Origin of the sequence: Vibrio sp. OPT18, from assembly GCF_015163615.1 — a bacterium.
In the GTDB taxonomy this organism is placed as follows: Bacteria; Pseudomonadota; Gammaproteobacteria; order Enterobacterales; family Vibrionaceae; genus Vibrio; species Vibrio coralliirubri.
Map to the genome: position 1 here is coordinate 38,855 of NZ_JADDYK010000055.1, position 24,322 is coordinate 63,176.

Below are 24,322 nucleotides of genomic sequence, written 5' to 3' on the forward strand. Positions count from 1 at the left end.
TTTCAGCGACCTGAGCTTTCCGCCTGCCCACGACAAGCGCTAGACTAACACTAGATGCTCATAATCAAGGGACTTCAATGAACACTCATCACCGTGTTTTTTCATGTGCTTTAGCGCTACTTGCCTCTGGTCCTATAACGTCTGCCTTTGCGTGGCAGGCAGAGAAGATCACCGACGGACTCGTGATCCCTTGGGGGCTGGCTTATATCAACGATAAGTCCATGCTAGTAACAGAAAAATCAGGCGTCATTAAACAAGTTGATTTAAAAACAGGCGATCAAAAAACACTCTTCAGGCTGCCCAATGTATGGGCGAAAGGCCAAGGTGGGTTATTGGATATCGGACTCTCCCCTTTTGAAAACGGAAAGTTCTACGTCACTTACAGTAAAGACGTCGATGGTGAAGGGGTAACAACACTGGCTTATGCTAATTACAACAATAATGAAATCACCAATTGGACAGACGTGTTTGTATCTAAATCCAGAACGGACACCGGACGTCACTTTGGTAGCCGTATCACCTTTGATGATAGCCACCTGTATTTTTCAATCGGTGATCGAGGTGATCGAGACAACGGCCAAGACACCATGACTCATGCTGGCTCAATATTACGACTGAATGCCGATGGAAGCACACCAAGCGATAACCCATTCTCGGATAACAGCGAGGTGCTCAATGAAATTTGGAGCTTTGGCCATCGCAATCCACAAGGTCTGTATTACGATTTCCCGACTCAAAAGCTTTGGTCGATTGAACACGGTCCTCGCGGTGGTGATGAAATTAACCTAATAAAAGCAGGTGCCAACTATGGGTGGCCAGTCACCTCACACGGAAAAGAGTATTGGGGCCCTATCAGCGTTGGCGAATCGGAAACCAAAGATGGTATTGAAGCGCCTAAAAAAGTCTATGTTCCTTCAATCGCTCCGGGCAGTTTGATTGTTTACCAAGGAGACAAATACCCAGAGCTGAAAGGCAAACTGCTGGCTGGAGCACTAAAACTTACTCACATCAATATTGTGACAGTCAATGAACAAGGTGAGGCAATCGAGGAAGAACGCATTTTAGAGGACTTGGGCGAAAGGATAAGAGACATCGAAACTTCACCAAACGGAGACATCTTCTTCAGCACCGATAATGGTAATCTATACCGCTTGAAAAAGTAGCCGGAACCTCGTTCAAGTGAAGACATATACCTTACAACGACATTTATAAATATAAGCCGTTAAAAGTGGGCTCAACGCCCAGTTAGCGGCTTTAAATTTGCAAAAAATTAATGCGCTAAAACAGTGCATTTACTCCAAATTCGTCATCAATTTCGACCACCTTTTTCACAAAAACTACAACAAATCACCATACAACTGTAACTCCATGATATTTAAGGAATGCAAAGTTTGACTACCCCCAAGTTTCTGCAACCTTTCACTATGGATTCGATTGACTATCCCCTGATTTGATTTAGACTTCACTCCGGCTAGAAAGAAAGTTCTTTGTATATAAACATTTCGTTGGATTACTAGTAACCCCGTTGTGTTGTACGCAATAGCAATAAACTTTTCCGCGCTATCAGTGCCACAATTGGCTCAAAATAAAAATTTAATTTTAGGATATCATCATGTCTAACACAGTTACTGGTACAGTAAAATGGTTCAACGAAACTAAAGGCTTCGGCTTCATTCAACAAGAAAACGGCCCAGACGTATTCGCACACTTCTCTGCTATCACTGGCGACGGTTTCAAAACTCTTGCTGAAGGCCAAAAAGTTGAGTTCGTAGTATCTCAAGGTCAAAAAGGCCCACAAGCTGACAGCATCAAAGTACTTTAATTTAGTATTTTAAAGCTTTCTAAAAATAGCCAGCCTCTGCTGGCTATTTTTTTACCCGCTATTCAGAGATTTAAGGTAATATTCCCCTTCACTATTTCTACCTAAGACACCCTCTCAATGGCTCTTAAACCGACAATCTACAAGTTTCGTATCTCTTTAACCGATATGAATCGCGACTATTACGACTCTTTTAATCTAACGGTTGCACAACACCCTTCTGAAACAGAACAGCGAATGATGGCTCGTATCATGGCTTTCTGTATCAATGCATCTCCTGAACTTGAGTTCACTAAAGGGTTGTCTAGTATTGAAGAACCCGATTTATGGCAGAAGTCGTTAGACGATCAAATCCTAGAATGGGTTGATGTGGGCGAACCTGATCCAGAGCGTGTTAAGAAGGCAACTCGCCTATCTAAATCAGTACGCGTATTCAGCTTCAACACTAAATCAAACGTTTGGTGGGAGCAGAACAAAGGTAAATTCGGTTACCTAAAAGCTCAGATCGTTCGTCTAGACAACGATGGTATTGAGCAGCTAGCAGCGATGACACAACGTACGATGGATCTTTCAGTCATGCTGACGGGTAACTCTGCTTTCGTTAACAGCGATACTCAATCTGCAGAAGTAACGTGGGAAGAGCTACAGAGTAATGACTGAGCGTCCAACTAGTGATCAGCAGAAACTTGAAGCAAATCAGCAAGTCAAAACCAAACTGCACTCTTGTTTGAAAGAGTCTGGTTTAGACTCAGTAGCCGCGATTGCGACAGGTTTCGAGAAAGAGCTAACGTCTTTTATCGACGAAAACCACGCTCTGTTTAAACACGCTTGTGAGAATAAGCCGGACAACTCTGCACGTCAGACGTTGCTTGGTCTGTTAACCAAGGTACATATCGATGCAAGCTATCGCTTTGAAAGTAATAAAGAAGCGAATGAGGCGATGCAAAATGTATTCGATAACACAGTGCGCACTGAACATAGCGACAAGTTTCAAAACTCTAACGCCCAACAGTTAAAACTAGTCACGCATTTGTGGTTGTTCATTCAAGGACGACTAGGAATGGATTACAGCCTAGCCAATGATCATGCTGCTGTAGCCGCTACGCTACTGTCTCGTATATCGAGAAGCAGTGATGATGAGATTCGCGTAGAGTTCATGGCCAGTTTTTACGATGGTTTGAACATCTATCAAGCTGAGAACAAGCCATCTGGTATTGTTCACCACTTAAAGCGTTTGTTTAACCTTTCTTAAGCACCCCACCAGCGACTGACTCTAGTTACGCTCTATGTTTTATAGAGCGTGCTTTTTCTGTTTGGCCGCAAGAGATTCCCTATTACGCTCGTTCCTCACTTTAGGGAATGACGGACTCGTTTTACTGAGATTCAACGTTTCGGCTCGCCTAAACAGCAACACAAAAATAACCGTTTTTCGCGAAATACTCTTAGCCTAGTACCCCACATTCTTGGTCATCCCCGAGAAGGAGGAACGACTGAATCGGGGATCTCATAGCAAGTCAGAAAGCACAAAGATCAACAGATTCCCTACTCGCTCATTCTTCACTTTAAGGAATGACAGAGGTGACCGAGTCTCTCATTCTGCAAGATCAGCAACGCTGGCTTCTAAAAGGCTAGCGATAGAATACACACTTAACCCTCACCCTCGTATTTTACCTCACACGCCGTCATCCTCGAGAAGGAGAAACGACTGAATCGGGGATCTCGTGCCAGCTATACCAATAAAACACTTCATCAAAACAGACTCCCTACTTGCTAATTCTTCGCTTTAGGGAATGACAAAAGTTAACGAGTCGCTCATTCTTCACTCTAGGGAATGACGACATTCGCAGCCATTACAGTTAACTTCATTACAGGCGTAAAAAAGCCCCGCAAAAAGCGAGGCTTAGAATAATTTCAACGAACTTCAATTTACAGAGGATAAATCGCGTTCATCCAATAACGAAACGTATTAACGCAGGCCGTGTAAGAATTCGTGGCGCGTTGCTGGGTTTGATCTGAATATACCGCCCAGAGCTGTTGTTGTCGTTTCACTAGTTGCGTCCATAACACCGCGAGATTTAACGCAGTAGTGAACGGCATCCATAGTTACAGCAACGTCATCGGTTTCGAGTAGCGTTTGCAGTGCAACAAGGATCTGCTGCGTCATACGCTCTTGAACTTGTGGGCGCTGAGCAAAGAATCGAACAATACGATTAATCTTTGAAAGGCCGATGATTTTCCCACGCGGGATATAAGCGACCGCAGTCTTACCATCAATCGTCACTAAGTGGTGCTCACACGTACTGGTCACGGTAATGTCTTTTACTCGTACCATCTCACGAACACCCATCTTGTTTTCGATTACAGTAATTTTAGGGAAATTAGCGTAATCCAAACCAGAGAAAATTTCATCCACGTACATTTTAGCAATACGTTGCGGTGTTTCTTCCAGACTATCGTCCGTAAGATCAAGTTCAAGGAGAGTGAGAATCTCACGCATATGGTGTTCGATTCGTTCCTTTTTCTCTTCTCGGCTAACCTGGTTAGGACTCATTGGCGTCTCTAACCCGCGGCTTGCTAGCGCATCTTTAACCAACTTCGCTGATTCGCTAAGACCTGACATTGAACTTCCTCTTTTATTACCCCTTCTGGATGGCAAACAAGGATACTCGGAATTTTGAATAAATACACCCATATTTTAAGGGAGGTCATTATTTACGGGGCTTAAACTATGCTAAAGTGGCTGCAATTTCGTTGGCGAACCATCATGATTTGATAATTATTGAATCCCTATTGCCAACCACCAAATCAAAATAATAACGATCAAAGGATTTCAATTATGGGCTGTTGCGACGCTCCGGGCTTGATGCCAATTGAAGAAGCACTAGATAAGCTGCTATCACCAATTAAACCTATTCAAACGACCTTATCACTGCCATTGGCAGAAGCATTGGGTTACGTACTTGCTGAAGATATTCTATCCCCTATTTTCGTCCCTCCTTTTGATAACTCAGCAATGGACGGCTATGCACTGCGCTTAGCAGACCTAGAGAACGGTAAAGTACTGCCTTTAGCGGGCAAGTCCTTTGCAGGTCAACCATTTGAAGGTGAATGGCCAGCAAACACCTGTATTCGCATTATGACAGGCGCAAAGATCCCGGAAGGTTGTGACGCCGTAATCATGCAAGAAAACACGGCTGAAACTGACGCTGGCATTGAGATTCAACAAGACGACATCAAGCTGAACAATAACATTCGCCCTACTGGTGATGATATCAAGCAAGGCGATATCGTTCTTAGCCGTGGCGAACGTTTAACGCCTCGTGACATTCCAATGATTGCTTCGCTCGGTGTGAGCCATGTAACTGTGGCACACAAACCCAAAGTCGCTTTCTTCTCTACTGGCGATGAGCTCAAGCCATTAGGGCAACCTCTTGAAGACGGTCAGATCTACGACAGCAACCGCTACGGCATTAAACCGCTGATTGAAGCATTTGGTTGTGAAGCGATTGACCTAGGCATCATCCCTGATTGCCCTGCAACGCTTAAAGAAACCTTCGAGAAAGCTCAAGAACTCGCAGATGTTGTTGTGACTTCTGGCGGTGTGAGTGTTGGTGAAGCGGATTACACCAAAGATATTTTGGAAGAACTCGGTCAAATTGGCTTTTGGAAGCTCGCTATCAAACCCGGAAAACCGTTCGCATTTGGTGAGTTGGATAACGCGTGGTTCTGTGGCTTACCGGGTAACCCAGTATCAGCAATGATGACTATGTATGTGTTAGTTCAACCTATGCTGGCTAAATTGGCTGGTCACACCGCATGGACAGCACCAGAATCGATTCCGGCTATCACTAAGTCCGCATTCAAAAAAGGCCCAGGCCGTACTGATTATCAACGCGGCATCTACTCGATTGAAAACGGTCAGTTTGTAGTAGAAACAACAGGTAACCAAAGCTCTGGCGCTTTCCGCTCAATGAGCTTAGCAAACTGCTTTGTGGTACTAGAGCGCGAACGTGGCCGTGTTGAAGTCGGTGAAACGGTTCAGATTCAACTGTTTAACTCGACGCTTTACTAACGAGGCTTGCTGATGGAAATACTGTCTGACGCAGAGATGCTTCGCTACAATCGCCAGATCATTCTCAAACAGTTTGATTTTGAAGGCCAAGAAGCGCTGAAACAGAGTTCAATCTTAGTGTTAGGTGCAGGTGGTTTAGGCTGTGCCTCTGCTCAATACCTTGCGACGGCGGGCATTGGTAAGCTAACACTGATCGACGATGATATTGTCGAGCTTTCAAATTTACAGCGACAAGTGCTTCATACCGATGCTGATATTGGTAAGAAGAAGGTCGATTCTGCCGCTGAGTCTTTGCAAGTATTGAATCCTCATCTGACGATTGAAACTGTTGATCACAGGCTTGATGACGAGGCACTTGGCAAGTTGATTGAAGCACACTCTCTTGTTCTTGATGCCAGTGACAACGTTGAAACGCGCAATCAGTTGAACCGTTTGTGTTACGCATCAAAAACGCCACTAGTATCAGGTGCTGCGATTCGCATGGAAGGTCAGATTAGCGTATTCACTTATCAAGATGAAAACGCACCTTGCTACCAGTGCTTGAGCGCTCTATTTGGTAATGCTGCTCTAAGCTGTGTCGAAGCCGGTGTGATGGCACCTGTTGTTGGCATGGTAGGCGCGGCTCAGGCTTTGGAAGCTATCAAGGTTATTGCCAAGTTTGGACAACCAAAGCAAGGCAAACTTTTGATTCTCGATGCCATGTCTCACAACTGGCGTGAAATGAATTTAATGAAGATGCCTAATTGTTCGGTGTGTGGATAGACTGAATCATATCCCCTCTTATCGAAAACCTAAGCCTTGACTAAAAATCAGGGCTTTTTTAGGTCTCAACATAAGCGTCTCAAATCGCTTTATCAATTTGAAATACTCTATGAGTGATTAGTTTCATTTGAATTCTCATTTTGAGAATATAATGAGAAACCTAACGCCTTAAAATATAAACCAAAAAAATCAACAACTTAAAAATGGCACGTAACTTGTAAAAGTATCTAGACCTTCCATCACAAGGATGTAGATATGAGAATTACAACGTTAAGTTTGCTATTAAGCGCCCCCCTAGTCGCCAACGCAGCGCCATTCGATACCTGTCCAAGTAAGGCGTACCTCTTTCAATCCACCCCAGTGCAAGTTTGGGGCGTGAACCTAGTGACAGGTTCAACCACCTTGTTAGAAGACGATACCGGTATGGATGCCAATATCAATGGTGTTGGTTTCGACTTCCAAGACAGATATATTTATGGCTATGACACCACCAACAAACGCCTAGTGCGTCTTGGCCAAGACTTCCAAGCAGAAGTTATCAACACAAGTGGACTGCCAACTGACCACACTTTCTATGTCGGCGACGTCTATGAACATGTGTATTACCTGTACCGCACAGGGAAAGGTTTATTCACCGTTGACCTATCGCCGTTAGACGCCGACCCAAACGCGACTGTTACAGTTAACAAAATAGCTGGCAGCCCGGCAACCGTAAGACTGACCGATTTTGCTTTCCACCCAAGTGATGGTTCTTTATATGGTATCGATAATAACTCGGGCGGCTTGTACCAATTCAACCCAACCACAGGCGCAGAAACCTACATTGGTGACACCGGAGAAACAGGGACATTCGGCGCAGGTTATTTCGACGTAAACGGCTACTACTACGTATCTCGAAATCAAGACGGTAAGATCTACCGTATCAACCTGTCCCCAGAGAACGCTGCAAACATCGCTGCAGGTGTCGTTCCTGCTGTAGAGTTTGTATCGAATGGCCCTTCTTCTAATCAAAATGATGGTGCTCGCTGTGCGAATGCGCCTGTTGTGGATGAAGATTCCAACATCGACTTCGGTGACGCTCCAGATACTTACCTAACGTTATTAGAAAGTAACGGTCCTCGACATGAACTGGATGGCGTAACTTGGTTAGGTACAGATGCGCCCGACGCCGACCTTGATGGCTACGTAACACCGCAATCAGATGAAAGCGTGGGTATTGATGATGAGTGGGCGAACGGTGGTATCGGTTTTGTAACCGCACTTGAAGCTGGTCTTGATTCAAAAGTGGTGATTGAAGCTTCAACAACCGGTTACCTTTCAGCTTGGATAGACTGGAACCAAGATGGCAGCTTCGATGGCGCCAACGAGCAAGTGTTTACCGATTACCTGTTAGACGCTGGTGAAAACGATCTGTTTCTAAATGTCGATATCAACGCACTAACCGGTACGACGTGGGCTCGATTTAGATTCAGTCAACAAACCAACCTAAGTTACTTTGGCGGTTCAACCTCTGGTGAGGTGGTAGATATTCAAGTCGATGTTCTTAACGATGGTGCCACCGCTCGTTACTTCCCAAGTGCTTCCGGTTACGCAACGCTCGCGTACGAAGATAACTGGCCATATAAAGCCGACTACGACATGAACGACGCTGTTCTTATGTATCGCATTACCGAAATCCTTAAAGATGGAAAAGTCGTTAAGTCCACTATTGACGGCCGCCTAGCTGCTGTCGGGGCAACGTACAGAAATGGTTTTGCTGTTCGACTTCCTAACTTAGACCCGATCTTAGTGAGTAGTGGTAGCTCTTACATGAAACACAACGGTGTATTCACTGACCTTGACCTAGAAGATGGACGTAGCGAAGCAATCTTTGTTATCGCCAATGACCTGACAGAAAAAATCAGCACTGGCTGCACCTTCTACCGCACCAGTAATGGATGTAAAGAGGATGAGCAGTTTTCTTTCCAAATCGGAATTACTTTAGCCGGCGACGGTGTGAGTACTGGCAGCTGGACCGATATGCCTTACGACCCGTTCATCTTCGCAACGCCTGGGTATTATCACGGTGAAAACCTACCTCTACATCCAGGACGCAGCTGGGAGGTTCACTTGCCAGACCAAGCTCCAACAGAAGCATTTGATACCACTAACCTCTTTGAAGCTGGTTTAGGCGTCGATGACAGTAATCCATCAACAGGTAAATACTTCAAAACAGTAGAAAATCACCCTTGGGCACTAATAGTGACTTCGGATGACGAATGGGAGTGGCCTTTAGAGTACGTCGATATTGTTACCGCTTACCCAGAATTTAAACCATACGCAGAATCCGGCGGTGAAACGAACCAGACATGGTACCAATCACCTGCAGACAACCAACGTTACGAACCATAAGGAGAGACGTTATGACTATTCACACTAAACAATATCGAGACAATCATTGCGTTGATTCAAGTCGCAATCTCTTTGAGGAAAAACGTATGTCTGTACAAAGCACTTGGAACATGAAGAAGTCACTAGCCGTTATTTTAGCAGCAGCGCCATTAGTATTAGCCGGTTGTGGGGGCGGCGGGGGCGGTGGTAGCAGTGCATCGACTCCATCGCCATCTACACCCTCGACACCTGTAACACCGTCGAATCCAGTAACAGCAACGCCTTCGCCGTCTCCCACGACAAGTGCGGTAGCAGCGCAAAGCTATACGATGAGTGATTTGGTGGTACCTGACGGGTTTGACTACGACTCGGTTGAACAGTTTGATCTCGACATCGACATCAGCAGCATTTCGACAGACCGTTCTTTTGTGACCGTTTATAGCCGATTTAGTACAAGAGATGACTCAACCTTGAAGCCGGATTACTCCAGTAAAGTCATTGCTGGCCCATTAGATAATGGTGTGTTCGCCTCCAACTTTGCAGCACCGGTAAACCATGAAGCACTCTTGATAGAGATTTGGTTTTACGATGGTCAACCTCCATTACAACAAGTGGTTTCTAGCGGCGACTCTCAGATTGTCTGGCAGTAAATCGTTTAACAGCAGGTAGCTTGTCGTTAGTTAGGTCTATGACGAAACAGAGTCAAAATTGGTTATTTGTAAGTAAGAAGTGAGCAGAAATGCTCACTTTTTTGTTTTCGTCGAAGAGCGGTTAATTCAGCTTTCTTAGCGAGTAGCATTCACTTTACCACCAATCTCACTTATATTTTCAATATAACCTTCAAAGACTTACTCTCATGAAACAGTTAAAAATAGGTCTATTTATCTTAATGTGTGGCGTAGGCGTGTTAGTTGCCCTTGCCTATTTCCCGCTAACATCAGAGACGGAGCAACGCATTCAAGCCAAAGTCATTTCGAACACGCTGACTCAATCCTTAGATGGACACAGGCGTTATCTCACGGTTCAGACAAAAGATAATGACGTATTTCGGGTCTCTATTGCTCCTACCACAGACTGCCCTATTGATTCTGTGGTTGCGCTTGATACATTAAACAATCAATTAACCGGACAAAGCAGTTATCAGTTCATCCACTGTCGAGCAGCTCAGTAGCTATCGATACAACAACGGTATTCGTAAAAGCAACTGTATTCGCAAAGCAACTGTAATCGCTCTAACACTGTATTTGCTATAACACTGTATTTGCTATAACAGCAAGAATCGCTAAAACAACAAGAATGGATATAACAATAATGAATCAGCCACTCATCTCACCACAACAACTTCAACAACGTTTGCTAAAAGAAGACAATATCATCCTCCTCGACGCCAGTATCGAGTTTCAAATTCCAAGCGAGTCAGAAAAGATCAAAGGACAAATGATTCCTGGTGCTATTCGTTTTGACTACGACAAAGACTTTTGTAACAAGCATACTCTGCTTCCTCACATGTTCCCGACCGAAAAACATTTCAACACTCGCGCAAAAGAGATTGGCATCAATCAAGACAGTACTATTGTGGTTTACGATAACTCCGGAACCTTCGCTTCTCCCCGTGCGTGGTGGATGTTTATGGCAATGGGACACAACGAGGTATTCATCTTAGATGGCGGTTTGCCCGCTTGGATCGAAGCCGGTTACGCGACCGAGACTGGCTATCGCACCGAAGTAAAGGCGGGCAATTTTGAAGGCCATATTCAAGACAACTACTTTGTCAGTGCTCAGCAGGTTGAAGGTTACTCAACTGACAAGAGCGCAAACATTGTAGATGCGCGTTCTCAAGCTCGCTTCGATTCAGAAGTTCCTGAACCACGTGAAGGCTTACGTAGTGGCCATATACCGAATTCGATTTGCCTACCGTTTGCTCAAGTACTCGATAACGGTAAGTTAAAGCCTCAAGAAGAGCTTATTGATATCTTTTCAACGTTAGAATTAACGCCTTCTCAACCTATGTTCTTTAGCTGTGGCTCTGGCGTAACAGCCTGCATCATATTATTAGCCGCTAAACTCGCTGGCTATAACGGTGAAATGGGTGTTTACGATGGTTCATGGACGGAATGGGGTGCTAACGACAAACTCCCTATCGCCGTGACTAAAAAGTAATTCAACTTCGCTTAATGCAACTATTGGAATATACTGCGCATGCATAAAGAGCTTACTGATAATGATGGCCCCACGTCTCATGAAGTAAGCCTCTATGTCGCAGTTAACGCTATGTTCATTTGAGACCAAGACTCGATTCACGCCGTTTGATTTGTAACCCACATCAACTTGCTAACCATAATTCGTGATTAATCATAAACTAATCGTTATCGACGTTATGAATACTAATTTTTCACTCAAGAATCTCTGCTCGTAGTCGTTACACTATTTAATCATTAATACTTTCATCATTGATGTTTGTATTTTTCGTTGCATGAATCGCGCTGACAACCCAATAGTTTGTCACTTGCAGTCTGTTAAAAGTAGTAACCAACAAAGGCATCTCATGGCTCTATTTAAGCAAAATATCTGGTCGCTGTACGCGTTTGTCGTACTACTGACCCTGATACTTTTCGCCGCGTTGGGAATAACAAACTGGAAAGCGAACAGAGACGATTTCATAGAGCAGCAGCACATTCAGGTTGAGCTTTTTTCTAGCTCCGTCAACTCGCTGCTGACCAGTCAAGAAGCCTTGTTAGAAGTGGTCGGCCATCAACTAGCTCAACAGTCTGATTTCACACGTACTGCGTCTATTCAAATTAGGCCAATTTTAGACAAGCTACTTGAAACCCACCCTGCGATTGCAGCGTTTGGCTTGTTGAACACCGACGGCGACTACCTCTCGATCAGCTCAAATCTTGAACTTGCGAATCAAAGGAACTTGCTGCAATACGCGCCAACAAGAGACTCCTTTTTAGACGCCCTATCAAGCCGTAGCATGGTGCTTGGCCGTACCTATTTTCAAGAATCGTTGAATAGCTTGGTTATCCCGCTGAGAAAATCCATTTCAATCGATGGCAAGAAAACCGATGCAGTAATGACCGCAGGGCTACGATTAGACGCCACGATCGTATTTGAAAATAATGCTCACGCCGGAAGTTTCAATACACTAAGCCTGATCAGAAAAGACAGCTATCGCCAGTTTTATTCGAGTGATATCGAATCTGAGAGTGCGTATTCCTCTCCGGTAGGCAAAGATGTCATACAGCGTATTGCAAGCATCTTTACCGACCGCTTTGGAATTAGCGTGCAAGAAGCGATGAATGGGCAAGAAACCTACTCTTTTGTCGTCGACGATGAACAGTACCACTCTTTAATGAGCGCGAAATACATCCCAAACTACAAATTGTGGGTGGTAGGACGTACGGATCTAACTCACGTCGATAGTATATTCATACAAGAGTTCAGCATTCTTTTCGTTGCCTTTATTTTTCTTCAATTTGGTTTCTACTTTTTGGTTAAGTCGATTGCCAAGAATGAACAACGCACTCGTAGCCAACTCATTTATCAGGCGAACCATGACCCTTTAACCTCTCTGCCAAACCGTTTGTACATGCGTAAAAACATTGGTAAATGGATTGACGATGAGTCAGAGCCGTTTTCGCTGTTGTTTATCGATATCGATAACTTTAAATGCGTCAATGACACCCACGGGCATGACTTTGGAGACAAGGTTCTCAAACAGATCGCTTTGCGTTTGATGAGGTTCCGATCTCGCCTCAGCCTATTGGTACGTGAATCCAGTGATGAGTTTTTGTTCTTAACGCCCTTGTCGAATGAAGCTGAAATTAAACGACTCGCCAAGCGCATTATTGAAGTGCTTTCTCAACCTTATGAAGTTGAAAGCGCTCAGTTTTTGTTAGGTTGCAGCATCGGCGTAGCACGTTTCCCTGAACACGGAAAAGATCTGGATAGCCTGTTACGTTCTGCCGATATTTCGATGTACAAAGCGAAACAGCAGCAAAACTCGTACAGTATTTTCACGACGGAAATGCAAGACGCGCACCTATACAAGATGAAAGTAGAACAAAGGCTACGCATCGCTATTGAGAAACAAACGCTGTTCATGGTTTTCCAACCACTGGTTCGTGCAAATGAGAGTATTCACGGTGTAGAAGCACTCGTTCGCTGGATTGATGACGAATTGGGTTTTGTTCCGCCAGATGTCTTTATACCGATAGCTGAGAACACAGGCTTGATGCAAAAACTGGGTACTTTTATTATTGAGTCCAGCATTATGCAGATCGCCCACTTGCACCGAACAACAGAACAAAAGATCGGGCTGTCGATCAACATATCAGTGCGTCAGTTTTCTCATCAATCCTTCTCTGAGCACTTGTTCGCGACACTAGAAAAGTATCAACTCTCTCCTAGCTGTTTAACGCTAGAAATTACGGAGAGCTTGTTCATTGAAGATGTGACTTTAGTGAAACCGACTTTTGAAGCCCTCAAAGAGAAGAATATAAAGATCTCTTTAGATGATTTCGGTACAGGCTATTCATCACTGAGCATGTTGAAAGCACTGCCTATCGATGAGCTTAAAATCGATAAGAGCTTTATTGAGAACATTGCTGTCGATCAGCAATCACTCACAATGGTGCAAAACATCATCGCAATCGGTAAGAACTTCGGCATGGTGGTATTAGCAGAAGGCGTAGAATCGAACGAACACTTCGCAATTCTAAAGGCATGTGGATGTGACTTAATGCAAGGCTATTACTTCTCTCGCCCTATCCCTTATGATGAGCTGGCTGCTCACCTAAATAAGCAAGTGACCGAGCACGCGGAATGTTCTGTTTAAGAACGCGAGTTAAGTTAAATAGACGAGCTAAATAAATAAGGTAGGCAGATAAACACCTACCTTATTTTCTGGGTATTTTTTGATCGGTTATTTATTCATTTCACTATTTATTCATTTCGCTATGCATAACATCGATCAACTGTCCGGAAGGATCTCCTGATAATTCCCAAGTAAAAATACCACCTAGGTCTGATTTCTTCGCCCATTCTGCCTTTGCTTTGATAGAACGCTGATCTTCAAAAGATATGAATACTTTGTTATCTGGGTTCCACAAATAAGGTGCTTGAGCTTGCTCGTCATACTTGTACTCATAACCTTGTTTGCTGCTGTAGTTATTCATAAGGTCCCAGAACATAAAGTAACCGTTTTCACCGGTACCAAACTGCGCCCCTTGTTCAGAAATTAGGTCACCTTTAGGCAGCTCTCCAGCAAAGTCTTTTGTCCCTTGCCAGCCTCGACCATAAAAAGCCGCCCCGATCACGAGCTTCTCGCTAGGAATACCTTGCTCTATCATCTGATTAATGAAGACGTCAGCTCCCATTCCCCACCAACTGCGCTCTGTGGCGTGTAAGTTTGTAGTGTGACCTGTTTGAGCTCCCCAACCTCCGAGGAAGTCATACGTCATCGCAAACATGTTCGTCAGATATGGGCTAGCTGCGTTCCAATCAATTTGGGCAGCCTTAGCGCCAACACCGACAGCCGTTGAAAGCTCATAATCTCTTTGAGTCGTCTTTGATAAAGCGTCCAAATCACTTCTGATTGTTTTTACTAAAAGTGTGAAAGCTTCACGCTCTTGCGCTTTCTGCTCATCCGTTAGTTTAGTCTCTGGGTTCCAAGGCGAAGTGGTTAAGCCGCCGCCTCCTGGGTATTCCCAATCAAGATCAATACCATCAAAGAAGTCATATTTTTGGATCAACTCAACAGCAGTTTTTGAAAAGTGCGCTATGGCTTTAGGATCTTTCGCCATCGCATGGAAAGGTTCCGACATTGTCCATCCACCAAATGATGGCAATATTTTGATATTTTGATTGTCGGCCTTCAATTGAGCTAACTGGGCAAAGTGACCTTTATAGGCGACATCAACATCCACGTCTCCGAAATCGACTTCTAACGCAGCTTCTTTATCCACAATAATCGCGGTATATGGTTGTTTGTCTGCACATTGCTGCTGAATTTGTTTTTGGACGGGCTCACCGGCACCGCTATGAGGACCACACATGCTCAAGAAGGCGTAAATAATATGTGAGAGCTTGTCTGCCGGTATGTCGTCAACGGTATAAGGGTTATCTTTATTAAGATATTGCCAATCCGCAAAATACCCTGCGACGACTTTATCATCGGCATGTACTGTAGGTGTGAGCATACAAGCCGTGGCTATTAAGCTAAGCGCAATGACAGAATTAGATTTAAAGATAGAACTTGATTGGTCACTGTTACTAGAAATAGCGTGTGTGATAAATGACAGTTTCATAATTATCTCCTTTAGTGTGGCTTAACATTAAAGAGTGATAATTCTTTCAACCGCTGAACAAATTCACTATTCGAGTCATGTCTAATAGTTATCCCCCTTATTGCACTGGTTTCATTAGGGAGGAATTTCCATGGTTACTCAAATAGTGAATTCAACGAAGCATAAATATCTTACTATTCACTGCCGTTTGGTTTATTCACGCTAAGTTGTTCGTCCAAGTTAAGTACCGTCAATGCATTACTTACGCTGGTTGCGATCACATCGACCACGCCGGTTCTTAGTGCACCTAACAAAGCGAGAGGTTTACTGTTCTCTGCTGCGATGGCAATCACTTCTGCTATTGGCCGGAATTCTTCCAAGGCCAAACCAATCACACGGTCACTCATTACTGTGTTTGCTGTTTTACCGTGAACATCGAAAAAGTCGTAACCCGCAAAGTCACCGACGACACCTTGTAATAAACGAGATTGAACGACCTCACCTGCGGTAAACCAACCTAAGTCGACCATATAACTGTTTTCGCTCATATCACCGATACCGACTAAAGCGACATCGGCTTTTCGAGCGAGATCGAGGGTCTGCTTAACGGTGCTGTTTTCCATGAATGCGGTTTTTTGCGCTTTATTCTCGGCATAAGCAGGCGCGTACAAGGTTTCAGAAGATCCACCGTACTTTTTAGCTAGCTGCCTGCATATATGGTCGGCATTAAACATACCGCCTCTTGGGTGAATACCGCCGATACCACACACGAATTTGCAGTCTCGTGGCGTAATGACACCAGTGTGGTGAGCAACAGACGATACGTTTCGCCCTTGTCCTACTGTCACCACCATGCCGTTTTTCAGTGTACTGGTAAGATAGTTAGACACTAAACCAGCAACCTGTAATCGCTGCTTCTCTTCATTTGGTTGGTCTAGTGCCACAAGCGCACGCTTTACACCAAATCGTTCGATCAAACGTTGCTCGATCTTCGCACTAAAGACAGGGTGATATTTCACGGTGATCTCAACAATGCCCTCATCTCTGGCTTGCTTGAGCATTCGACCAACCTTTGCACGGGAGATAGAGTACTTTTTGGAGATCTCTTCTTGCGTGGCACCGTCTTGATAATAAGCAACAGCGACTTCAGTGAGGAGATCAGTGTTTTCTTCGGAAACATCTTGGATATTCTTACTCATATACCACTCAACCAATATTTAACAATTATTTTACCTGCTTGAAGAACAAATGTTCGATGCTTAAGCAAGTGATACACAAGTTTACACCCCGAACATATGTAACAGCAAGGTACATTTGCTCATCGTCATAACCATGGTTTTGTTGTTGATTAATTCACCTCACTTTGCTCGTTAAACGTTTGCTTGCATACCCCATGATTACTAGAGCGAAATATATTTGACTGAAGTCACCATACAGCACTATTTACCGTTGACTTTGGGGCTAGATCGGATAAATATGGCTACATCATTTACTCATCGAGCGATCAAATGTTCTGTGCAAATGTTCGTTCGGAGAAAAATTTAAATTAATGTAAGTTTGGCTCACTGGTACAACCATTGAGAACTTCATTAGTTAGCTTGCAAATGCCCACACCTCTCCCATTAACGAGGTGTTATGCGATACATAGGATGATCAAAATGAGCAATAAATTAGAGCAACTTCGTAAACTAACAACTGTTGTAGCTGACACTGGCGATATCGAAGCTATCAGCAAGTACACTCCTGAAGATGCAACAACTAACCCATCTCTAATTCTTAAAGCTGCTCAAATTGCTGAGTACGCTCCTCTAATCGATGCTTCTATCGAATACGCAAAAGCGCAAAGCGGTGATAAAGCACAGCAAGTTCAAGATACTTGCGACATGCTTAACGTGAACATCGGTAAAGAAATCCTGAAAGTTGTACCTGGCCGTATCTCTACTGAAGTAGATGCTCGTCTTTCTTACGACATGGAAGGCAGCGTTGCTAAAGCTCGTCAACTTATCAAAATGTACAATGACGCTGGCATCACTAACGACCGCATCCTTATCAAACTGGCTTCTACTTGGGAAGGCATCCGTGCCGCTGAAATCCTAGAGAAAGAAGGCATCAACTGTAACCTAACGCTTCTATTCTCTTTCGCTCAAGCTCGTGCTTGTGCTGAAGCTGGCGTATTCCTAATCTCTCCTTTCGTTGGTCGCATCATGGACTGGTACAAAGCGAAAGAAGGTCGTGATTTCGAAGCTTCAGAAGATCCAGGTGTAATCTCTGTTTCTGATATCTACAACTACTACAAAGACCACGGCTACAAAACTGTTGTTATGGGCGCAAGCTTCCGTAACATCGGCGAGATCCTTGAACTTGCGGGTTGTGACCGTCTAACTATCGCTCCTCAACTTCTAGCAGACCTAGAAGCAGCAGAAGGCGAAGTAGTTGAGAAACTTATCGACTCTAACGGCACTAAAGAGCGTCCAGCAGCGATGACTCACGCTGAGTTCCTATGGGACCACAACCAAGATGCAATGGCTGTTGAGAAACTGGCTGAAGGCATCCGCAACTTCGCCGTTGACCAAGGTAAACTAGAAGACATGATCGCAGCTAAGCTGTAATCACTCTCACCAAATTCAAATAGGGGAACGTTCAGTTCCCCTACTTTTATCAATTTTGTTTTTCTTAATTTTTATTCGGAAGTTCTTATGAATCGCAAACATCTAGCTAACGCTATTCGTGCTCTAAGCATGGACGGCGTACAACAAGCAAACTCTGGTCACCCAGGCGCACCTATGGGTATGGCTGACATCGCTGAAGTACTTTGGCGTTCTCACCTAAACCACAACCCAGCAAACCCAGAGTGGGCTGACCGCGACCGTTTTATCCTGTCTAACGGCCACGGCTCAATGCTGATTTACTCTCTGCTGCACCTAGCAGGTTACGAGCTTTCAATTGAAGACCTTAAGAACTTCCGTCAACTGCACTCTAAGACTCCAGGTCACCCAGAGTACGGCTACGCACCAGGCATCGAAACAACGACTGGTCCTCTAGGTCAAGGCATTACTAACGCTGTTGGTATGGCTATGGCTGAGAAAGCGCTAGCTGCACAGTTCAACAAAGAAGGCCACGACATCGTAGACCACTACACTTATGCATTCATGGGTGATGGCTGTCTGATGGAAGGTATTTCTCACGAAGCATGTTCTCTAGCAGGTACGCTTGGTCTTGGTAAGCTGGTTGCTTTCTGGGATGACAACGGTATCTCTATCGATGGCGAAGTTGAAGGTTGGTTCTCTGACGATACACCTAAGCGTTTCGAAGCTTACGGCTGGCATGTAATCCCAGCGGTAGATGGTCACGACTCTGACGCTATCAACGCAGCGATTGAAGCGGCTAAAGCAGACCCTCGCCCAACTCTAATCTGTACTAAAACAGTAATTGGCTTTGGTTCTCCAAACAAAGCAGGTACGCACGACTGTCACGGTGCACCACTAGGCGCTGAAGAAATTGCAGCAACACGTAAAGAATTAGGTTGGGAGCACGGTCCTTTTGAAATTCCGTCGGAAGTTTACTCAGAGTGGGATGCGAAAGAAGCAGGCGCAGCTAAGGAAGCAGCGTGGAACGAGAAACTTGCAGCTTATGAAGCAGCATACCCTGAGCTGGCAGCTGAATTCAAACGCCGCGTAAACGGTGACCTACCAGCTGAGTGGGAAGAGAAAGCATCGGCAATCATCGCTGATCTTCAAGCTAACCCAGCAAACATCGCATCACGTAAAGCATCTCAAAATGCTCTAGAAGCGTTCGGTGCTATGCTACCTGAATTCATGGGCGGCTCTGCTGACCTTGCGCCTTCTAACCTGACTATGTGGTCTGGTTCTAAGTCTCTTGAAGCAAACGACTTCTCTGGTAACTACATCCACTACGGTGTACGTGAATTCGGTATGACGGCTATCATGAACGGTATCGCTCTGCACGGTGGTTTCGTACCATACGGCGCAACGTTCCTAATGTTCATGGAATACGCTCGTAACGCTATGCGTATGGCTGCTCTGATGAAAACTCAGAACATCCAAGTTTACACGCATGACTCTATCGGCCTTGGCGAAGATGGTCCAACTCACCAACCAGTTGAGCAGATCGCTTCTCTACGTCTAACTCCAAACATGAGCACATGGCGTCCATGTGACCAAGTTGAGTCTGCTGTTGCTTGGAAACTAGCAATCGAGCGTAAAGATGGCCCTTCTGCACTTATCTTCTCTCGTCAAAACCTTGCACAACAAGATCGTGACGCTGAGCAAGTAGCAAACATCGCTAAGGGTGGTTACATCCTGAAAGATTGTGAAGGCAAGCCTGAGCTTATCCTTATCGCAACGGGTTCTGAAGTTGAGCTAGCGGTTAACGCTGCTGCTGAGCTAACAGCTGAAGGTAAGAAAGTACGCGTAGTTTCTATGCCTGCTACTGACGCTTTCGACAAGCAAGACGCGCAGTACCGTGAGTCTGTACTTCCATCTGACGTAACAGCACGTATGGCTGTAGAAGCTGGCATCGCTGACTTCTGGTACAAGTACGTTGGTTTCGGTGGCAAGATCATCGGTATGACAACGTTCGGCGAGTCTGCACCAGCAGGTGAGCTATTCAAGATGTTCGGTTTCACTACTGAAAACGTAGTAAACACAGCGAAAGAGCTTCTAGCTTAATCTTGAATACATTGTCTCGCCCTTCAATGGGTTGATGCATACAGAAAGCCCCGCATGAAAATGCGGGGCTTTTTTTGTCTTTTCTCTCATTCGGATTAAATCTAACGGCTATTTTTCTTCGAAACGCTTCGCCAATTGGTAGAACTCATTGACTTGTTCTTTTAGCTCTGTGGAGTGGTCTTTCACAGAATGCGTTGCCACTAAGTTTTGTTCTGCGGTCGACGCGATAGACTGCATATGCAGATTGACCTCACTCGACAGCTCACGTTGTTTATGAGCAGAACTTTCAACAGACTGCATGAGTTCATTCATGGATTGCATTAGGTTTTCGACTTCCGACAAGCGCTCTGCACTCACCTTTGCAACATCACCACACGCGTCCGTTTGCTCACGGTTCGCCAGAATATCTTTTTGCCAGCCTTCAATCGTCGTTAGCATGGTGTCGATACTCTCTTTGATCTGAACCGTAGCCTTTGAGGTTCGACCCGACAACGCGCGCACTTCGTCTGCAACGACCGCAAAGCCTCGTCCTTGCTCACCCGCTCTCGCCGCTTCAATCGCAGCGTTCAGGGCCAACAAGTTGGTTTGTTCGGCGATTCCACCAATCTCTTCCATTATCTTACTTACGCTCTGCGCTTGGTCGCTCAGTTGGTAAGTCGTTTGAGTCGCCTTTTCGGCCTGAGAAGCTAGGCTCTCTAAGTTTTGATGAGTTTGATTAATACTCTCTTTAGCGCCAGCACAAGTTTGCAAAGTCACATCGACAATCTGGTGCGCTTCTTCTGTGCGAGAAGAGACCTCATTGGCCGTGACTTCAACCTCTTCAGTCGCCTCTCGTACTTGAAGAATATCTTTTGTTTGTTGATCTAAAGCTTCAGATACTTCAAATGACGTGGCATTCAAGTTGTCAGCCAAATCTTGTAACGGCTTGGCAGAGTCTGTCATACGACCTAACACTGTGCGGATTCTTGCAGACAATAGTTTTAAGTGAAAATCGGCCACAGAGAACTGACTATTACCTGAATAAACAAGACGACTGACACTATCGAATTTCGATTGCAGCTTTTTCAACTGCACTGGAGTATCAATCAGCTCTTGTCGGAAAAGTAACGCCAATGCTGAAACAGGAAGTAGGCTCAACAACCATTGTGATACTTGCCCTACTTCAACGAGATTTGAAATCAGAGGCGCAGCCAAAGAGCCTAGCAACACGGCGTAACGAACACTGTCACTGATCTTTAATGACCATTGACGACCCGACTTTTCAGCCTTCAAGAGGCCTTGGTAAGCCTTGTCTGCAACTTGTATCCATTCATTCTTTGGCTTAACACGAACAGATTGGTAGCCACTCACCTTACCATTATCGTAAATTGGAGTTACGTAAGCATCGACCCAATAAAACCCACCAGATTTGGTTTTGTTTTTTACGATGCCACGCCAAGCTTTACCTTGCTTTAGGTTAACCCACATATCGGCAAAAGCGGCTTTCGGCATATCGTTATGCCTTACGATATTGTGGTGTTGCCCTAGCAATTCTTGTTGGCTGTATTCCGCTGTGCGACAAAAAGCATCATTACTGTACGTAATCACGCCTTTTAAGTCAGTGGTAGAGACAAGTTGTTCGTTTTCGCTGAGAAGCGTTTCACGAGATTGAGTAGATGAGCTGACAGTCATTATATTAACTTAGGTTAATTATTATTTTAGGCGAGGAATATATACAATTATTAAAGTTATGACAAAATGTGAACGTCACATTTTGTGTAAATGCCTGCTATTTATACAAATATTAGCTAAGTACCTCACAAAGCTAATAACTTCACTATCTTCTCATGCCAACAGTCATGACTCATCTAAGTTTACTGCAGTAGTAAATTTCACGGTTCTCATTGAGACAGAGGTATGGAATTTACGAATATTCAGATCTTTGCGTAGTACTCGCTCCACAAAGTCTTCGTAGGCTTGAATGTCTTTGACCGTCACAATCAGCATGAAATCAAAGCTGCCTGATATCTGATAGCACTGCGTGACCTCTTCTGCCTTTGAAATAGAATGGCGAAAGATTTGATAAATATCCCCTCGGTCACGCTCCATTTCCACGGACACAACCAAAGTCATCTTACTGCCGGTCAGTTCTGGATTAATGATGGACACATCACCGACTATCACGCCCTCTTCTCTCAGCCGTTTCACTCGCTTTAAGCAAGCAGGCGGTGACAACCCGACCAGCTCAGCCAATGTCTGATTAGGGATTCGGTTGTTCTTTTGCAATTCAACCAAAATGCTTCTATCTATACGGTCAATCACCATAATTTCTTAAACCAATACATTTATGACTTATAATTCTTAATACTACGATAATTAAAAAATCTATCGCAACTTTAAAGGTCAATTTAGAAATCTGAATCACAACAATCACGGTAAGATCTTCTCATACCAAACAATCGAACCATGGTCGTAACTATGAAATCAATCTATCAATTTTTTAAAGAACTCCTTAGAGAGATTTTCGATGTCACCTCGACACTTTTCCGAATCATGATTCCAATTATCATCGTGATAAAGGTCATTGAAGAGCTCGGCGGCATCGTGATTCTGAGCGAATGGCTGAGCCCAATAATGGAAAGCGTCGGCTTACCGAAAGAAATGGGCTTGGTATGGGCAACCACCATACTCACTAACATCTATGCGGGGATCATTATTCTCATCAATTCCGACGCTCCCTTAACGGTTGCTCAAGCCTCGGTTTTAGGCAGTATGATGCTTCTCGCCCACTCACTGCCGATTGAAGGAGCGATAGCCAAAAAGGCAGGCGTGAGCTGGCTGGCTACGCTGTCGGTGCGAGTCGGTGGTAGCTTGGTGCTGGCATGGCTACTCAACCTCAGTTATCAATATGGGGATTTGCTCAATTACCCAGCAACGGTGCTTTGGCAGCCTGAGGTATCAGGAGACACAAGCTATTTGGGTTGGGCCATTGAACAGCTCAAGAGCTTTGCGGTTATCTTCATGGTGATTTCAGCGCTATTACTGCTACTCAAGGTTTTAAAGATTCTCGGCATTGAAAAGCTCATGGCAATATTGTTAAGACCGTTCTTGAGACTGCTAGGAATCAGCAAGGACGCAACCAACTTAACGATCATCGGAATCACGCTTGGTCTTTCGTTTGGCGGTGGCTTATTGATCAACGAAGCCAAGAAAGGACATATCTCCGCGAGGGATGTATTCACCGCAATCATGCTGCTCAACTTGCTCCACAGTTTGATAGAAGATACGTTGTTGATCATGCTCATTGGGGCTGACTTCTACACCATATTTTGGGGAAGGTTAGTATTCTCAGTGCTGGTTATCGCTTTAATATCCAACGTCATTAAACGCATGAATCCAAGCACTTGTGAACGTTACTTTTATCGCGATGTCTCTCAGTCATAAGTAAAAATACCAACGAGACTAAAAGGAAAAGAGCTCAAACACGGGCTCTTTTTGCTACTCGCCGATCCTATCACCGCCGTTATTGTTAAATTTCACGTCATTGAAACACTGAAAGTTACTCTCAATACCCTAATTATTGATATTTTGAGTAAAATAATTTGAGCATGGGTATTTACTAATAACTCAGTTATTACATGCGTATTTTAAAACACCGATAATAAAAAATTATCTTATTATTTAGAAGCCAACTCCTTGTATAAAGCGCCCTCCAGAATTATAACCGCGTTCTAATCAATGTTATTAAATATCCAAACTATCAGCTATTCATTCAACAAAACCCATTAAATAACTGACAATAGAATAAATAACACTCCTTATTTTATATTAACTCTAAATGTTGAAACCGGAACGAATAATTAATTGTAATAATTATCCATTTGATTGGTAAATTTTATAAATATATTTTGTTACATAATCAAAACTGATGGCTCTTATGACTATGTTCCTTATAACAGCGCCTCTTACAACCGAGACTCGTACAACTAGGACTCTTACAAAAACACCAGAAAAACAATGGCTTTAATGGTTCTAATTTTTTCCTCACTGTCACAGGCTTCCACTATTGAGAACGACGAACTATTGCTGAAGTCATTGATTAAACGAGGTGTTATATGTTCAGGCTTAACCTATGAGGAAAATCAAGAAGCTTTGCGTATCTATCTCAACGCTAAAAAAGTGAAGAGCACTCCGTTTGATTCAAAAAATAGAAAAGAGACAACCAATACAAAAGAGATAGAAGGTAAAAAACATACAACAAACACACGTCAGTTAAATAAGACACCACAAGAGTGTATTAGGCCAAACTCGGACAACAGATCCGAATAAGGCAAGTTGATAC

20 protein-coding genes are annotated in these 24,322 nt (G+C 44.2%); 15 read left to right on the forward strand and 5 right to left on the reverse strand.

The features are described from left to right. The first annotated feature begins 77 nt into the window (after positions 1 to 77). The 4 genes from IQQ51_RS14610 to IQQ51_RS14625 all read left to right on the forward strand — a co-directional run bounded on the left by IQQ51_RS14610 (position 78) and on the right by IQQ51_RS14625 (position 3,071). A complete protein-coding gene (locus IQQ51_RS14610) occupies positions 78 to 1,163 on the forward strand; it encodes a PQQ-dependent sugar dehydrogenase (protein ID WP_193841460.1) in 1,086 nt (361 codons plus the stop codon). A gap of 449 nt (positions 1,164 to 1,612) precedes the next feature. After that, positions 1,613 to 1,822 (forward strand): cold-shock protein, encoded by a 210-nt coding sequence (locus tag IQQ51_RS14615; RefSeq protein ID WP_010430417.1) that lies wholly within the window; start codon positions 1,613 to 1,615, stop codon positions 1,820 to 1,822. A 117-nt stretch (positions 1,823 to 1,939) separates the two neighbouring features. After that, complete coding sequence (locus tag IQQ51_RS14620; protein ID WP_017631131.1) at positions 1,940 to 2,479, forward strand: YaeQ family protein; 540 nt, start codon at positions 1,940 to 1,942, stop codon at positions 2,477 to 2,479. Beyond that, positions 2,472 to 3,071 carry a hypothetical protein gene (locus IQQ51_RS14625; protein ID WP_193841461.1) on the forward strand — a complete coding sequence of 200 codons (600 nt, stop codon included), beginning with the start codon at positions 2,472 to 2,474 and terminating at the stop codon, positions 3,069 to 3,071. The genes IQQ51_RS14620 and IQQ51_RS14625 overlap by 8 nt, the downstream gene beginning before the upstream one ends. A gap of 714 nt (positions 3,072 to 3,785) precedes the next feature. Here the strand turns inward: IQQ51_RS14625 and folE are convergent. After that, on the reverse strand, positions 3,786 to 4,439 hold the full coding sequence (gene folE, locus IQQ51_RS14630; RefSeq protein WP_017061725.1) for a GTP cyclohydrolase I FolE: 654 nt from the start codon (positions 4,437 to 4,439) through the stop codon (positions 3,786 to 3,788). Positions 4,440 to 4,655: 216 nt separating this feature from the next. On the opposite strand from folE, the gene moeA reads away from it, so the two are divergent. The 7 genes from moeA to IQQ51_RS14665 all read left to right on the forward strand — a co-directional run bounded on the left by moeA (position 4,656) and on the right by IQQ51_RS14665 (position 13,863). Continuing rightward, positions 4,656 to 5,891 (forward strand): molybdopterin molybdotransferase MoeA, encoded by a 1,236-nt coding sequence (moeA, locus tag IQQ51_RS14635; RefSeq protein WP_086968280.1) that lies wholly within the window; start codon positions 4,656 to 4,658, stop codon positions 5,889 to 5,891. Positions 5,892 to 5,903: 12 nt separating this feature from the next. Then, on the forward strand, positions 5,904 to 6,653 hold the full coding sequence (gene moeB, locus IQQ51_RS14640) for a molybdopterin-synthase adenylyltransferase MoeB (protein WP_193841462.1): 750 nt from the start codon (positions 5,904 to 5,906) through the stop codon (positions 6,651 to 6,653). 255 nt (positions 6,654 to 6,908) lie between these two features. Continuing rightward, entirely contained in the window at positions 6,909 to 9,044 is a 2,136-nt protein-coding gene (locus tag IQQ51_RS14645; RefSeq protein WP_193841463.1) for an LruC domain-containing protein, read from the forward strand. Between the two features lie 11 nt (positions 9,045 to 9,055). After that, positions 9,056 to 9,673 carry a hypothetical protein gene (locus IQQ51_RS14650; protein WP_193841464.1) on the forward strand — a complete coding sequence of 206 codons (618 nt, stop codon included), beginning with the start codon at positions 9,056 to 9,058 and terminating at the stop codon, positions 9,671 to 9,673. Positions 9,674 to 9,879: 206 nt separating this feature from the next. Further along, complete coding sequence (locus IQQ51_RS14655; RefSeq protein ID WP_193841465.1) at positions 9,880 to 10,194, forward strand: hypothetical protein; 315 nt, start codon at positions 9,880 to 9,882, stop codon at positions 10,192 to 10,194. A 140-nt stretch (positions 10,195 to 10,334) separates the two neighbouring features. Beyond that, positions 10,335 to 11,183 carry a sulfurtransferase gene (locus IQQ51_RS14660; protein ID WP_193841466.1) on the forward strand — a complete coding sequence of 283 codons (849 nt, stop codon included), beginning with the start codon at positions 10,335 to 10,337 and terminating at the stop codon, positions 11,181 to 11,183. Positions 11,184 to 11,568: 385 nt separating this feature from the next. After that, positions 11,569 to 13,863 (forward strand): putative bifunctional diguanylate cyclase/phosphodiesterase, encoded by a 2,295-nt coding sequence (locus IQQ51_RS14665; RefSeq protein ID WP_193841467.1) that lies wholly within the window; start codon positions 11,569 to 11,571, stop codon positions 13,861 to 13,863. Between the two features lie 103 nt (positions 13,864 to 13,966). Here the strand turns inward: IQQ51_RS14665 and IQQ51_RS14670 are convergent, their stop codons facing one another. Together IQQ51_RS14670 and IQQ51_RS14675 are read right to left on the reverse strand one after the other, a co-directional pair. Beyond that, on the reverse strand, positions 13,967 to 15,334 hold the full coding sequence (locus IQQ51_RS14670) for a glycoside hydrolase family 18 protein (protein WP_193841468.1): 1,368 nt from the start codon (positions 15,332 to 15,334) through the stop codon (positions 13,967 to 13,969). A 173-nt stretch (positions 15,335 to 15,507) separates the two neighbouring features. Then, positions 15,508 to 16,512, reverse strand: a complete 1,005-nt coding sequence (locus IQQ51_RS14675) for a sugar-binding transcriptional regulator (RefSeq protein WP_017065721.1) — start codon at positions 16,510 to 16,512, stop codon at positions 15,508 to 15,510. Positions 16,513 to 16,971: 459 nt separating this feature from the next. On the opposite strand from IQQ51_RS14675, the gene tal reads away from it, so the two are divergent. Both tal and tkt read left to right on the forward strand, forming a co-directional pair. Then, entirely contained in the window at positions 16,972 to 17,922 is a 951-nt protein-coding gene (gene tal / locus IQQ51_RS14680; RefSeq protein WP_009845571.1) for a transaldolase, read from the forward strand. Between the two features lie 87 nt (positions 17,923 to 18,009). Continuing rightward, positions 18,010 to 20,001, forward strand: coding sequence for a transketolase (tkt, locus tag IQQ51_RS14685; RefSeq protein WP_193841469.1), 1,992 nt, complete (start codon positions 18,010 to 18,012; stop codon positions 19,999 to 20,001). Between the two features lie 108 nt (positions 20,002 to 20,109). Here tkt and IQQ51_RS14690 read toward each other — a convergent pair whose 3' ends face one another. Together IQQ51_RS14690 and IQQ51_RS14695 are read right to left on the reverse strand one after the other, a co-directional pair. Then, positions 20,110 to 21,672 carry a methyl-accepting chemotaxis protein gene (locus IQQ51_RS14690; protein ID WP_193841470.1) on the reverse strand — a complete coding sequence of 521 codons (1,563 nt, stop codon included), beginning with the start codon at positions 21,670 to 21,672 and terminating at the stop codon, positions 20,110 to 20,112. A 165-nt stretch (positions 21,673 to 21,837) separates the two neighbouring features. Further along, positions 21,838 to 22,305 (reverse strand): Lrp/AsnC family transcriptional regulator, encoded by a 468-nt coding sequence (locus IQQ51_RS14695; protein ID WP_048606174.1) that lies wholly within the window; start codon positions 22,303 to 22,305, stop codon positions 21,838 to 21,840. Positions 22,306 to 22,458: 153 nt separating this feature from the next. Here IQQ51_RS14695 and IQQ51_RS14700 point away from each other — a divergent pair, with 153 nt between their 5' ends. Further along, positions 22,459 to 23,424, forward strand: coding sequence for a hypothetical protein (locus IQQ51_RS14700; protein ID WP_193841471.1), 966 nt, complete (start codon positions 22,459 to 22,461; stop codon positions 23,422 to 23,424). Between the two features lie 573 nt (positions 23,425 to 23,997). Continuing rightward, positions 23,998 to 24,309 (forward strand): hypothetical protein, encoded by a 312-nt coding sequence (locus IQQ51_RS14705; RefSeq protein WP_050652691.1) that lies wholly within the window; start codon positions 23,998 to 24,000, stop codon positions 24,307 to 24,309. Positions 24,310 to 24,322: the final 13 nt, after the last annotated feature.